Here is a 12,678-nt window from a genome sequence, read left to right as displayed (position 1 = left end):
CCGTCCCTTTCCGTACGAACTGGCTTGAGTTACCCGAGTGTTGTGTCCGCCGAGCGCGTCGGGACGGCGTCGAGCGCGGCGAGCGTCGCGTCGTCGAGCACGATCGTGGCCGCGGCGACGTTCGCTTCGAGGTGCTCCAGGTTCGCGGTGCCGGGGATGAGATGTACGTTCGGGGAGTGCCGAAGCAGCCAGGCGAGGCCTACCTGCGACGGAGTGCTGCCGAGGGACCGAGCCGCGGCGCGGACCGCCGGCTCGTCGGTCACCTTCGGGATGCCGGGGAACGCACCGCCGAGCGGGAAGTACGGTACCCAGCCGATCCCTTCGGTGACGCAGGCCTGGAGCATGTCCTCGTCGTCGCGCGTGACAAGGCTGTAGGCGTTCTGCACGCAGACGATGCCCGCCGGGATCGCCCGGCGCAGTCCCTCCAGTGTCACGCTGCTCAGACCGATCGCGCCGATCTTCCCCTCGTCGCGCATCGCCGTCATCACCCCGAGCTGGTCGTCGAAGTCGACCACCTGGTCCCCCTCGGCCAGGAGACCGGGCCCGGCGTCCATGCGCCGCAGGTTCACGACCGGGACCTGGTCGACACCGAGGCTCCTGAGGTTGTCCTCGACGCTCGCCCGGAGTTCCTCGGGCCGTTGCGCCGGACGGAGCGGGGCGGGGCCGCCGGGGCTGGGGTCGGCGCCGATCTTGCTGACGACGAGGACGCCGTCCTCGGGGCGGAGCGCTTCCTGGATGAGGCCGTTGGCGAGACCGTCACCGTAGAACTGGGCGGTGTCGATGTGGTCGACGCCGAGCTCGACCGCGCGGTGCAGCAGCGCGATGGCGGCGCGCCGGTCGCCGCGCAGGCGTTCGAGCTGCATCGCCCCATATCCGATACGGGAGACGGTCCGGCCGGCGAGCGGGCCGGGGCCTCCCGGACGCGGTACGCCGGTGGCCGTGACCTCGGGGGAAGGAGTGCTGCTGGGTGCCATGCGAGCCCCGTCCTCGTGCGATGATGAGGGAAACGGAGGTCCCTCCGTTCATTGGACTGTAGCACTACCGGAGGTGCCTCCGTTTTGAGTCCGCCCGAACCGATACCCACCGACGCCCAAGCCGGCTCGCCCGCCGCGGACCGGCCGGTCCGCGCCGACGCGCGACGCAACCGCGAGAAGCTCGTCGCTGTCGCGCGGGCAGCTTTTGCGGCTGCCGACGACACGGTCCCGCTTGAGGGGATCGCCCGCGAGGCAGGGGTCGGAATCGGTACGCTCTACCGCCATTTCCCCACCCGCGAGGCACTCGTCGAGGCTGTCTACGGCGCGGAACTCGACGATGTCGCCACGAGCGCGCCCGCTCTGCTCGACGAGTTCCCGCCCGAGATCGCGCTCCGTGCGTGGATGGACCGCTACGCGGTGTTCGTCGCGACGAAGCGCGGGATGATCGACACGCTCCGCACCGGCTGGGCCTCGGGACGCATGGCGACACCGGCCACACGGGAGCGCATCACCGCCGCGATCCGGGTGATCCTCGCGAAGGGAGCGCGAGCGGGTTCGCTTCGCGCGGATGTCGAGCCCGAGGACGTCACCACGATGCTCCTCGGAGTGTTCCTCTCCACGGCAGCCGGCGGTACTCCGGAGCAGACCGGTCGACTCCTCGACCTCGTTGTCGACGCGCTGCGCCCGAAAGACGAAGGGAGCGGCACCACCGGCTGAGCGCCCCCCGTACGGTGACACCGCCTCGCCGTCCAGGAGTTCAGGCGCCGCGCTGCCCGAAATTCATTCTCCTCCCGTGCAAGAGATGCCTCAGCGCTGTCGGAAGCGTGGGGGAGGGGCGAACCGTGACCGCGCGCGATCAGACCTCTTCGGGCGACTCGGGGCGCAGCAGCGGATGCACGATGCCGGGGAACACCCGGACCCGGACGACCGGCTCCGCCGCCCCGCCCTGGATCACGGTCTCGGCGACGCCCCACGGGCGGCCGGTCAGCTGGACGTTCAGGGTGTACGAGGACGAGCACCCGGTGCATTCGTACCGGTCCGCCCAGGTCTCCACGTCCGTGACGCTGCCGGGGTACCGCTTCACATGCCGGTGCCGCGCGTGGCAGTGGTCGCACTTCTCACCGGGCTCGCAGGTCCCGCCGCACGGACAGGGCACGTCGAAGGAGTCCGCCGGCCGCCAGCGCTGGATGAGTACGGCCTCCCGGGTGGCGCCCATGTCCTTCATCGCCTTGAAATTGCGGGCGGCGACGTTGTACGACTCACCGGTCGCGGCCATCCGGTCCCGGATGACGTCCTTGCGTCCGCGGTTCGTCGTCATGCTGCTCCTCCTGGGGTCACGCAGCCCACCAGGAGGCCCACGGGAATCGGTACACCTTCACGGTACCCGTATCGGCGGCCCGCTCCCTACGGAGTGATCGGCCACGGGCCGAGAGCTCCGGTCGTACGGCTCAGGCCAGCCGGAGCGCCCGTGTCACCCTCGGCGCCCCGCCGGGCCTGAATCCTTCCTTCTCTTCCCTTACCAGCGCGGGATGGTGGCCCGGTAGGTCGGGTGAATGGTGCGCATGTAGCCGGTGTCATCCCTGTTGCGCAGACCGCTGGTCAGGTACTGCTCGTGCAGGGTCCCCAGGGCGTCGCGGTCGAGCGTGACGCCGAGGCCGGGACTGGTGGGCACCGCCACCGAGCCGTCCTTGAACGACAGGACACCGGGCTCGATGACGTCCTCGGTCTTCCACGGCCAGTGGGTGTCACAGGCGTAGGTGAGGTTGGGGGTGGCCGCCGCGAGATGGGTCATCGCCGCGAGGCTGATGCCCAGATGCGAGTTCGAGTGCATGGACAGGCCCATGCCGAAGGTGTCGCAGATCCCGGAGAGGAGTTTGGAGCGGCGCAGTCCGCCCCAGTAGTGGTGGTCGGAGAGGATGACCTGCACGGCGTCCACCGCCACCGAGGAGTGGAGCTCGTCGAAGGCCACGACGCACATGTTGGTCGCCAGCGGCATCGACACCTCGCGGGCGACGGCGGCCATGCCCTCGATGCCCGGTGTCGGGTCCTCCAGATACTCCAGCACACCGTCGAGTGCCCGGCCGACCTCGATGGAGGTGGGCACCGTCCAGGCGGCGTTCGGGTCGAGCCGCAGCGGGTGGTCCGGGAACTCGGCGCGCAGCGCCCGTACTGCCTCGACCTCCTCCTCGGGCGGCAGGACCCCGCCCTTGAGCTTGATCGCGGTGAATCCGTACTCGTCGACCATGCGCCGGGCCTGCGCCACCACCCCGTCGGGATCCAGCGCCGCGCCCCACTCGTCCGGGTCGGCACCGGGGTGGCTCGCCCACTTGTAGAACAGATAGGCGCTGAAGGGCACCGACGCGCGCACGGCGCCGCCGAGGAGATCGGAGACGGGCCGGCCGCACGCCTGCCCCTGGATGTCGAGCAGCGCGACCTCGAACGGGGAGTGCACCCGGTCGACGGTGCTGCTGGTGGTGACCATCCCGGTCAGACCGGAGCCGCCGACACCGCCGACCCGGGCGATGACCTCGCCGACGCGCCGGTGCAGTTCCTCGGTGGCGTAGACGTCGAGTCCGACGATCCCCTCCGCCACGGCCTGGAGCCGTTCCAGATGCCTGGCGTCGGCGTAGGTCTCGCCGAGTCCGGTGAGCCCGCCGTCGGTGCGCACTTCGACGATCGCGCGCAGGGCGAACGGTTCGTGGACACCGACCGAGTTGAGGAGCGGCGGGTCGCGGAAGGCGACGGGCGTGATGGTGACGGCGGAGATCCGCAGCTGTTCGGCGCTCATGGTCACGCGCTCCTTACGAGTTCGAGTCCTCGCTCCAGGAGCGCGGAGAGTTCGTCGAGGTCTTCCCGCGTGGGGTCGGTCAGCGGCGCGCGGACCGACCCGACGTCCAGGCCGCGCAGCCGTACGCCGGCCTTGACCAGGGAGACCGCGTATCCGGGAACCTTGTCGCGCAGGGCGACCAGCGGGTGGAAGAAACCGGCCAGGAGGGCGTCGACCTGCTTCTCGTCGCCCGTGGTCACCGCGCGGTGGAAGGCCAGGGAGATCTCGGGGGCGAAGCAGAAGACGGCGGACGAGTACAGCGGGACGCCGATGGCCCGGTAGGCGGGGACGGTCGCCTCCGCGGTGGGGAGCCCGTTGAAGAACTGGAAGGGCTTGCCGCGCTCGCGCAGCGATTCGCGGATGGCGACGACGGTACGCGCCAGGGTTTCGATGTCGCCGACACCGTCCTTGAATCCGACGACCTGGTCGATCGCGGCGACTTCCATGGCGGCACGGGGGCTGAACCGGGCGTTGGCCCGGTTGTAGACGATGAGGGGCAGCCCGGCGGCCTCAGCGACCTCCCGAACGTACCGCACCAGTCCGTCCTGGTCCGCGTTGACCAGGTACGGCGGCAGCAGGAGCAGTCCGTCGGCGCCGTTCTCGCGTGCCGCTCCGGCGAGATCGATCGCCGTCGGGAGCGGGCCGCCGACCCCCGCGAAGACGGGGACCGCCCCGTCCACCGCCTCGACCGCGGTGCGTACGACGTCGGTGTGCTCCCGCGGCGACAGCGCGTGGAACTCTCCGGTGCCGCAGGCGGGGAAGACCGCGCCCGCACCGGCGGACACACCCGCCCGTACATGCGTTCCGAGGGTTCGCGGATCGATAGAGCCGTCGGGTGCGAACGGCGTGACCGGAAAGAACAGCACTCCGTCAAGCATAAGACTCCGTTCACGTATGTAACCGTGATCCATGATGATGTAAGCGTCAGTAAATTTAGGACGCACTGCGGGAACCGTCAAGCGATCGCGTCGTCACGTACCGCTCCTGACGTGGCCGATCCCTTCAAGTAAGTGCCCGGTGCGGCCTGCTGAGATTCCGTGGGGAAGTCATTGACCCGGTGGACACGCGACCGTAACGTGTCCACACGTATAACGCCGGTTCACATACATGTACATCACTAGGCGCCACCCCGGTCGGGGTGCGGTGCGACCCCTCGCCCTCGCGAGCGGAGTCCGGCCCGCGCGGTCAACGGAGCGGGCCCCAGGCACATCTGTCATGCCGTCACGGCAATTGAAGTGGGAGACAACGATGGTCCCGCAGCCTTTTGCGAAGAGTCCCGAGAGCGAGCCCGACGCCGAAAGTCGCGCGGTCGGCAAATTCCTGCGCCGCATGCTGCCCATTCTGGTGCTGATGCTCCTGGTCAACCAGATGGACCGGACGAACGTCGGTTTCGTCCAGGACGAGCTCAGGGCCGACGTGGGGGTGAGCGCCACCGCCTACGGTCTGGGCGCGGGCCTGTTCTTCATCGGGTACGCCCTCTTCGAGGTGCCGAGCAACATGCTGATGGAGCGCTTCGGCGCCCGGGTCTGGCTGACCCGCATCATGATCACCTGGGGCCTGGTGATCCTCGCGATGTGCTTCATCCACAACGTGACGATGTTCTACGTCCTGCGGTTCATCCTCGGTGTCGCGGAGGCGGGCTTCTTCCCCGGCGTGCTCCTCTACTTCACCCAGTGGCTGCCGGACTCCAGCCGGGGCCGGGCCAGCGCGATCTTCCTGGGCGGTTCCGCCACGGCCTACATCGTGACCGGTCCGATCACCGGGGCGCTGCTGGAACTGCACGGTGTGGGCGGATTCGCCGGCTGGCGCTGGATGTTCGCGCTCGAAGGGGCCTTCTCCATCCTGGTCGGGTTCGTCGCCGGATTCTTCCTCGTCTCCCGTATCGGTGACGCCCGCTGGCTCACCCAGGAGGAGAAGGACGCGCTGAGCTCGGCGGTCGCGCGTGACCAGGAGTCCCGCAGCCGGGCCCCCAAGGTGTCGCGGTTCCGCCTGCTGCTCCACCCTCAGGTCGCTCTGCTGACCGGGGTCTTCTTCGCCATGGCCCTCACCGGCTACGCGATCACCTTCTGGCTGCCGAGCCTGGTGGCGGAGATCGGCGGCCTCTCGCCCTTCCAGATCGGTCTGCTGTCCGCCATCCCGTGGATCTGCGCGGTGATCGCCATGTACACGATGAGCCACTTCACGGACCGCGCCCCGGACCGCAGGCCGTATCTCGCGGTCTGTCTGATCCTGTCGGCGACGGGCGCCTTCCTCGCCACCCTGGGCTCCCCCTGGTTCGGTCTGCTCGCCCTCACCCTGGCCGCGGTCGGCGGAAAGTGCGCCGCCACCCTGTTCTGGCCGATGGCGCAGGCCGGGCTCGACCTGAAGATCGCCGCGGCCGGGCTGGCGGTGGTCAACTCGCTCGGCAACCTCGGTGGGTTCGTCTCACCCACGCTCTTCGGCTATCTCAAGGACACCACCGGCAGCACGAACGGAGGTCTGTACGCTCTCGCGGCGGCGTCCGTGCTGGCGGTCCTCGGCGTCGCCTTCATCAACCGGCCGGGCGGCCCGGCGCGTACCGAAGAACCGGCGGTTCTCGGGCCGTTGGCGACCGACGAGGCGCGGTGAGCGCGCGACGCGGGGGAGTGCCGCACCGGTCCGCGGCTGCCCACGTATCCGAGCTCGGCCACTGATCCGGGCCCGGCGGGGCATCCCCGTCGGGCCCGGGCCTGCCGGGAATCGCCGCCGGTCAGCTCACGGTGACCGTGTGCAGCAGGTTGTTGTAGCCGGTGGACGCCTCCCACGTGCCCTGGTTGGCGAGCCTGATGGAGTACTCCGCCCGCTGCGACAGCTGAGGGTCGGGGAGATTGAGCAGCAGGCTGTAGTCGCCCGCCGGCAGGTTGGCGGGCAGTGTCACGTTCCGGTCGATCGTGGTGGTGGTGCCGGCCGCCCAGGTCCGCGGGTCACCGGTCATCGGGACCCGGTACACCTGGGACGTGGCGGTGTTGCGCAGCACCAGTTCGAGACCGCGGGGATTGAACGGCGCCGCGAATCCGTCGTTCTTGACGGTGAGGTTCACCGGCAGGGAGCCGCCCCGACTCGCCGTGCTCGGGAAGGTCCCGTTCTGAAGGGCGAACCGGTAGCCCAGGTTCCGGGTGATCTCGGGCAGGCAGCCGCCGCTTCGCCATCCGCTGATGACGTTCGGCTCGTAGTCGGTGTTGATGTACGACCAGTGGAACATCTTCAGTTCGGAGAGGGCGGTGGGACAGCTGGTCCGCGGTGCGTTGACCCCGCAGGTCTCGCCGCCCATCGCGAGATAGGTCGTCTCGGCCGCCAGGTAGGGGTATTCGACGGCGGGGTTCTCATAGGTGCCGTAGTCGTCGGCGCTGGCGAGGAAGCAGTCGTTGTGGTGGCCGAGCCGCGCCGACGACGAGCCGTTGTACGCCTGTCCGGCCGGCAGCGGGGTGGTGCCGTACATCGTCCGCTTGTACTTGGGGGTGCGCAGCTGCACCATGCGCGTCGACGGCAGCACGCTGAGCGTCTTGTCGACGACGGCCTTGCGGTTGGCCCAGTCGGCGGTGGTCACATTGCCCGCGTCGCCGAAGTTCTTGGTGTAGTAGCCCTCGCCCCAGGCGCCCACGAAGCCGGCCTGCACGACGTTGATCACATCGCTGTTCGTCTGAAGATACGGCGCCAACTGGTCCAGGTGGGCGAGGACCCGGTCCTTGGGGGCATCGACGCCGTCGGCGGAATCGGTGTAGGCGAACCGGACGATCGTCTTGAGACCCGCGCTCCGTACGGCGTTGAACTGCCGCTGGAGCCGGTCCAGGGCGGTCTGGCTGATGGCACTGTTCTTGAAATCGGCCAGATAGAAGACGCACATCACCAGCGATATGCCCTCGTTGGTGCGGTAACTCCGCAGTGTGGCCGCGTTGAAGTCGTTCTGGTCGCAGCTGTCCGTGTGGTGGTAGAAGCCGCGCTCGGGGTTGGCGAAGGAGTCGGTGGTCTGGGGATACGACACCGAGGCGGCACGCGTGCCGCTCTCCCCGTCCATGCGGGCGACCTGGGCGGACACGGGGGAGGCGCCGACGAGCAGCGTACCCAACAGGCCCATCACGGTGAGCCCCTTGAGGAGCGCCGGGCGGCGGACTGGTCTCTTCATCGTGGTAAGTCCCTTCCTGGAGACCTGTGGAGACCCGGCCGTACGACGGCCGGGAGTGTGAGGGGAGGCATGGGGTTCAGCCCTTCACGCCGGTGTGCGCGATGCCCTGGATGAACTGGCGCTGGAGCAGCACGAAGACGGCGATCATGGGCAGTGAGGCGAGCAGCGAGCCCGCCATCAGCACGGGGTAGTCGGTCTGGAACTGCCTCTGAAGGGCCGTCAGGCCAGCCTAGAGCGTCATCTTCTCCGGATCGGTGTTGACCACCAGAGGTCAGAACAGATCGTTCCACGACCAGAGAAGTGCGAGTTCCCAGCTCCTCCAGCACCTTTTTCTGGTTGATGTCCCCGACCGCGTACGACAGTTCGGTCCTCCCGTCGCCGTTGGCGCCCCCGGAGGCACCTCCACTCGAACAGGCGGAAGCCGTCGGAACCACCCCCAGCACAGCCGCGCAGAGACGCGCCGACCTCTTCCCCATACCCGGACCACCTCCTGTGCGCGGCGCACAAGGCACCGCGCTCAACGGCCGGCCCAGGACAGCAACACACTGCGGGAGCCACAAAGTTGTACTAATAATGGAGACCAGGGAAAGTAAGTCAAGGCTCGATTGAGTCACGGGGGCGGACCTCGGAGTGACCCCGAACTCGCCGTCGGCCCGATCAGCGACGTCCCATCAGAAAGCTCTCGGGCGGAGCTATTTCCCCCGATGTGCTCAGGCCGCGGTCGACATGGTCCAGCGCCAGCCGCAGCGCCCCCAGGGCGACGCCCTCGTCGCCGAAGCCGGAGACCCTGACCTCGGGGGTGCGGAGGCACCAGCGGTCCAGTTCGCGCCGCAGCGGTTCGACGATGAGGTCGGCCGAACGGGAGAACCCGCCCCCGATCACGACCAGTTCGGGATCCAGCGTGAGTACGAGGGCCGAGGTGCCGACGGAGAGGTCGCGGACGTAGCGTCGTACGGCCGTCAGGGCCTTGCGGTCGCCCTCGCGGGCCGCCCTGAAGACATCCTCCGCGGCGGTGTGCGGATCGCCGGCGCCGTCCGTGCGGGGGGAGTCGGCCGGCCAGGAGCGCAGATGCCCGGCGGCCCGCACCCAGCCGGCCGCGGGCAGTGCCCCGATCTCGCCCGCCGCGTTCCCGAACCCCCGGTGGAGCTTCCCGTCGATGATCAGGCCGGTGCCCGTACGCAACCCCGCGAGCAGGAACACCACGTCCTTGGCGTGCCGGGCCACCCCGCGCCAGGACTCGGCCAGCGCCGCGAGCTTGCAGTCGTTCTCGACCAGGACCGGCCCCGACACCAACTCCCCGACATGGGCGGCGACATCGAGCCCCGTCCACTCGGGCAGCGCCTCCGACAGCATGACCCGGCCCGTCCCGTCGACCAGCCCCGTCGTGGCCACCCCGGTCACCCACACCCCGGTGGCGGCCGTGTTCGCCCCGGCCAGCGCCGCGCGGACGGCCTCGTCCACGGCGGCCAGCCGTTCGGTACGCCCCATCGACGGGGTGACGGCCACCCGGGCGCTGTGCTGGACCTCGCCGTCCAGATCCGCCACCAGAGCCAGCACCTTGTGGCCGCCGATGTCGATGCCGAGCACCCGGCCCGCGTCCGCGCGGAAGCGGTAGCGGCGTGCGGGGCGCCCCACTGTGCCCGACGTCGGCGCGGCCTCCACCACCCAGCCGCGCGCCAGTAGTTCCCGCACCACGTCCTCGGTGGACGCCCGCGACAGGCCCGTGCGCCCGGCGATCTCGGTGAGTGTGAGGGCCGGTTCGCCGCGCAGGGCGCCGATCGCGGCCAGCGCGTTGAGCCTGCGGAGCTGGGAGAGATCTCCCCCGCCCGGATTTTCGATCATGACACGCCCTTGAGGTCGACCTCGCGATGGCCAATAATCAGGGATTCCTGTGTAAATTCCGAAGGGGATCCCATGTCTGCGGTGACTCTAGCTCTCGTCGGTTCCGGCCTGCGCGGGCAGTCCTACGCACGTCACGCGGTGGCGTCCGGCATGGGGCGTGTGACCGCCGTGGCCGAACCGGACCCGTACCGCAGGGAGGCCGCCGCAGCCGAATTCGGGGTGCCGGCGGATCAGGTGTACACGGACTGGGCCGAGTTGGCGAAGCACCACCGGACGGCCGACGCGGCGATCATCGCCACCCAGGACCAGCTGCACGTCGAACCCGCCGTGCGACTGGCCGACCTCGGCTACCACATCCTCCTCGAAAAGCCGATGGCCACCGTCGAACGGGACGCCGTCGCGATCGCCGAGGCCGCCGAGCGCAACAAGATCCTGCTGGCCGTCTGCCACGTGCTGCGCTACACCCCGTACACCTGGAAACTGCGCCGACTGCTGGAGACCGGCACCGTCGGCCGTCTCGTCAGCGTCCAGCATCTGGAGCCGGTCGGCTGGTGGCACCACGCCCACTCCTTCGTACGCGGCAACTGGCGACGCCAGGACACCTCGGCCCCCATGCTGCTGACCAAGTCCTGCCATGACATCGACTGGCTGATCCACCTCTTCGGTGAACTGCCCGACCGCGTCGCCTCGTTCGGCGGGCTGACCCACTTCCGCGCGGAGGACCGGCCGGAGGGAGCGGCGGACCGGTGTCTGGACTGCCCGTTGGAGCCCAGCTGCCCGTATTCGGCGAAGAGGCTCTATCTCGGCTGTCTCGGCGACCCCGATCAGGAGTTCTGGCCGCTGTCGGCGGTCACCGAGGAACACACGGAGCGCGCGGTGCTCGACGCGCTCCGCACGGGCCCGTACGGCCGGTGTGTCTATGCCGGCGACAACGACGTGGTCGATCACCAGGTCGTCAACATGGAGTTTCCCTCCGGCGCCACCTGCTCCTTCACCATGAGCGCCTTCACCCCCATGGAGCACCGTCGTACCCGGCTGATGGGCACGCACGGCTTCATCGAGGGGGACGGACACACCCTGCGGGTCGTCGACTTCCGTACCGGCGAGGAATGGACCGTCGATGCCGGCGAGGACGGGGGCGCCACGGCGGGACCGTCCGCCGGGGACGGCCATGGCGGGGGTGACGAAGCCCTGACCGAAGCCTTCCTGACCGCCGTCTCCACCGGTGACGCCTCGACACTGCGCTCGGACGCGGCCGAAAGCCTGGCCACCCACCGGGTGGTGTGGGCCGCGGAACGAGCCAGGGTCACAGGCACGGTCGTCCGACTGGACGACGTCGCCCATCCGACGAGGGCGTGACAGCGCTCGCGCGACGGCCGGTACGGCCCCGGGGTGACGCACGCCCGCCCTCAGCGGGGTGCCTGGAGCAGTGTGGCCAGTAGCCGCCCGAACAATTCGGGTGAGGCGCTCTCCGGGTCGACCAGGTGTTCCAGGCCGAACCCGTTGAACAACGCGATGATCCCGGTGGCCAGTTGGCCGGCCGGCATCGGCAACTCGGTTTCCTCGGACTCCTGGTGTTCCTCCAGGAGTCCGATCACCGTGGCCCGGATCTCCTGACGGTGCGCCATGAAGTGCTCGCGTACGGCCGGGTCGCGAGCCGCGCGCAGCCAGAACTCCATCATCAGCAGATGGAGGTCCGGGCGTTGCCGCAGCGCCTGAGTCATCGACCTGTCGGCCCCCACCGCCCGCTCACGTGCGCTCAGCGCGGGGCGTACCGCATCGCGCAGCTGCCGCAGACGTTCGTTCACCGTCTCCCGGAGCAGAGCCAGGAACAGGTCGTCCTTGCTGGCGAAATTGGAGTAGATCGCGCCGCGCGACAAGCCGGCCGCAGCCGCGACCTGTTCCAGGGAGCTCTGGGCGAAGCCGTGCTCGCCGAAGGTGCGGACGGCGGCGGTCAGCAGGGCGGCGCGAGTGTCGGCGCGCGGTGCTCGGCGGACCCTGGCGGGTGTCGGCTCGGGCGTTGACATGCGACCTCCTCCAATTGGATACTCAAGCGTATTCAGTACCCAGGTGTATCGAATTTAAGGGTGCATTCGCAGCTGTCCAGGTCACAGAGCCTGTGAACGCTCTCGACCGTTGATGGTTCGATCGGTTCGGGCGCGTTGCGAGCGGTGTGCTCACCCGAGTGGGGAGCGGTCCGCTCACGGACCGGCTCACACACCGGTTCCCGCGTCGGTGGCCGGCGGCACAGCTGTAGCCCCTCCAGGATGGAGCCCCGTACATATGACGACCCCGCAGACTCCTCTCCGAGAGGCACGAGAGGCCCTGGTGCGCGAGCACTTCGAGTCCGAGAGCACGCAGGATTTCGATGTCACCCTCGCCACCTTCGACCACCCCCGCTACGAGATAATGACCACCGGTCAGGTCTTCGACGGTCCGGCCGAGGTGATGAGCTACTACAACCTCACACGGGCGGCCTTTCCCGACCAGCGGCACGAAAACGTCCGGCTGCACCACACCGACGACGCCGTCGTCGCCGAGTTCGACCTTCTTGGCACCCACCTCGGTGAGCTCTACGGCAACGCGCCCACCGGGCGCACTTTCCGCTGCCCCGTCGTCGCGTTCTTCTTCTTCGACGGCGAAGAGGGGCAGCGCATCGTCTGCGAGCGGGTCTACTTCGACAGCGGCACCATCGCCTCCCAACTCGGCATCGTCCCCACACTGCCGGCCGCCAAGGCCGACGCCCCCTGACCGGTCCGGCACCGTCGACCGGTGTGCCGCGGGCGTTCTCCGAGCCCGCGGCGCGCGGAGCGGGACACCGCACGTAGCGTGGTGAGGTGTGGCGCCCGCGTGAAGCCGGCCTGCCGCACCCGATCCCGTACCAAGCCCCCCAC

General features: G+C 69.3%; 11 protein-coding genes. 4 read left to right on the top strand and 7 right to left on the bottom strand.

Going from position 1 to position 12,678, the window contains the following annotated elements:
- Window positions 1-29: 29 nt before the first annotated feature.
- On the bottom strand, window positions 30-974 hold the full coding sequence (locus ACIQD6_RS10265) for an aldo/keto reductase (protein ID WP_401880389.1): 945 nt from the start codon (window positions 972-974) through the stop codon (window positions 30-32).
- Between the two features lie 84 nt (window positions 975-1,058).
- Between ACIQD6_RS10265 and ACIQD6_RS10260 the strand changes: the two genes are divergently transcribed.
- A complete protein-coding gene (locus ACIQD6_RS10260) occupies window positions 1,059-1,691 on the top strand; it encodes a TetR/AcrR family transcriptional regulator (protein WP_401880387.1) in 633 nt (210 codons plus the stop codon).
- A gap of 139 nt (window positions 1,692-1,830) precedes the next feature.
- Here ACIQD6_RS10260 and ACIQD6_RS10255 read toward each other — a convergent pair whose 3' ends face one another.
- From ACIQD6_RS10255 to ACIQD6_RS10245, 3 genes are all read right to left on the bottom strand, one after another.
- The gene (locus ACIQD6_RS10255) at window positions 1,831-2,292 is read right to left on the bottom strand and encodes a hypothetical protein (RefSeq protein ID WP_401880386.1); all 462 of its coding nucleotides are present in this window, start codon (window positions 2,290-2,292) and stop codon (window positions 1,831-1,833) included.
- 198 nt (window positions 2,293-2,490) lie between these two features.
- Entirely contained in the window at window positions 2,491-3,762 is a 1,272-nt protein-coding gene (locus ACIQD6_RS10250) for a glucarate dehydratase family protein (RefSeq protein WP_401880384.1), read from the bottom strand.
- A gap of 2 nt (window positions 3,763-3,764) precedes the next feature.
- Window positions 3,765-4,679, bottom strand: coding sequence for a 5-dehydro-4-deoxyglucarate dehydratase (locus tag ACIQD6_RS10245; RefSeq protein ID WP_401880382.1), 915 nt, complete (start codon window positions 4,677-4,679; stop codon window positions 3,765-3,767).
- 370 nt (window positions 4,680-5,049) lie between these two features.
- Between ACIQD6_RS10245 and ACIQD6_RS10240 the strand changes: the two genes are divergently transcribed.
- Window positions 5,050-6,408 carry an MFS transporter gene (locus ACIQD6_RS10240; protein WP_401880381.1) on the top strand — a complete coding sequence of 453 codons (1,359 nt, stop codon included), beginning with the start codon at window positions 5,050-5,052 and terminating at the stop codon, window positions 6,406-6,408.
- Window positions 6,409-6,529: 121 nt separating this feature from the next.
- On the opposite strand, the gene ACIQD6_RS10235 is transcribed toward ACIQD6_RS10240, so the two are convergent.
- Both ACIQD6_RS10235 and ACIQD6_RS10230 read right to left on the bottom strand, forming a co-directional pair.
- On the bottom strand, window positions 6,530-7,942 hold the full coding sequence (locus ACIQD6_RS10235) for a DUF4832 domain-containing protein (protein ID WP_401880379.1): 1,413 nt from the start codon (window positions 7,940-7,942) through the stop codon (window positions 6,530-6,532).
- A gap of 657 nt (window positions 7,943-8,599) precedes the next feature.
- Entirely contained in the window at window positions 8,600-9,784 is a 1,185-nt protein-coding gene (locus tag ACIQD6_RS10230) for an ROK family protein (RefSeq protein ID WP_401880377.1), read from the bottom strand.
- Between the two features lie 72 nt (window positions 9,785-9,856).
- On the opposite strand from ACIQD6_RS10230, the gene ACIQD6_RS10225 reads away from it, so the two are divergent.
- A complete protein-coding gene (locus tag ACIQD6_RS10225; RefSeq protein ID WP_401880375.1) occupies window positions 9,857-11,143 on the top strand; it encodes a Gfo/Idh/MocA family protein in 1,287 nt (428 codons plus the stop codon).
- Window positions 11,144-11,193: 50 nt separating this feature from the next.
- Here ACIQD6_RS10225 and ACIQD6_RS10220 read toward each other — a convergent pair whose 3' ends face one another.
- Window positions 11,194-11,811, bottom strand: coding sequence for a TetR/AcrR family transcriptional regulator (locus ACIQD6_RS10220; protein ID WP_401880373.1), 618 nt, complete (start codon window positions 11,809-11,811; stop codon window positions 11,194-11,196).
- Window positions 11,812-12,067: 256 nt separating this feature from the next.
- On the opposite strand from ACIQD6_RS10220, the gene ACIQD6_RS10215 reads away from it, so the two are divergent.
- Window positions 12,068-12,535 (top strand): ester cyclase, encoded by a 468-nt coding sequence (locus tag ACIQD6_RS10215; protein WP_401880371.1) that lies wholly within the window; start codon window positions 12,068-12,070, stop codon window positions 12,533-12,535.
- The last annotated feature ends 143 nt before the right edge of the window (window positions 12,536-12,678 follow it).

It is taken from the genome of Streptomyces sp. NPDC088400, from assembly GCF_044753355.1.
GTDB lineage: Bacteria > Actinomycetota > Actinomycetes > Streptomycetales > Streptomycetaceae > Streptomyces.
The sequence above is the reverse complement of the archived record's forward strand: the minus strand, read 5'-3'. Positions and strand labels throughout refer to the sequence as shown.

What these genes read in the sequence shown, in the direction of transcription:
- ACIQD6_RS10250 (WP_401880384.1), bottom strand. Translation starts at nt 3,762, where the DNA reads ATGAGCGCCGAACAGCTGCGGATCTCCGCCGTCACCATCACGCCCGTC.
- ACIQD6_RS10235 (WP_401880379.1), bottom strand. Translation starts at nt 7,942, where the DNA reads ATGAAGAGACCAGTCCGCCGCCCGGCGCTCCTCAAGGGGCTCACCGTG.
- ACIQD6_RS10230 (WP_401880377.1), bottom strand. Translation starts at nt 9,784, where the DNA reads ATGATCGAAAATCCGGGCGGGGGAGATCTCTCCCAGCTCCGCAGGCTC.
- ACIQD6_RS10265 (WP_401880389.1), bottom strand. Translation starts at nt 974, where the DNA reads ATGGCACCCAGCAGCACTCCTTCCCCCGAGGTCACGGCCACCGGCGTA.
- ACIQD6_RS10220 (WP_401880373.1), bottom strand. Translation starts at nt 11,811, where the DNA reads ATGTCAACGCCCGAGCCGACACCCGCCAGGGTCCGCCGAGCACCGCGC.
- ACIQD6_RS10245 (WP_401880382.1), bottom strand. Translation starts at nt 4,679, where the DNA reads ATGCTTGACGGAGTGCTGTTCTTTCCGGTCACGCCGTTCGCACCCGAC.
- ACIQD6_RS10255 (WP_401880386.1), bottom strand. Translation starts at nt 2,292, where the DNA reads ATGACGACGAACCGCGGACGCAAGGACGTCATCCGGGACCGGATGGCC.
- ACIQD6_RS10240 (WP_401880381.1), top strand. Translation starts at nt 5,050, where the DNA reads ATGGTCCCGCAGCCTTTTGCGAAGAGTCCCGAGAGCGAGCCCGACGCC.
- ACIQD6_RS10215 (WP_401880371.1), top strand. Translation starts at nt 12,068, where the DNA reads ATGACGACCCCGCAGACTCCTCTCCGAGAGGCACGAGAGGCCCTGGTG.
- ACIQD6_RS10225 (WP_401880375.1), top strand. Translation starts at nt 9,857, where the DNA reads ATGTCTGCGGTGACTCTAGCTCTCGTCGGTTCCGGCCTGCGCGGGCAG.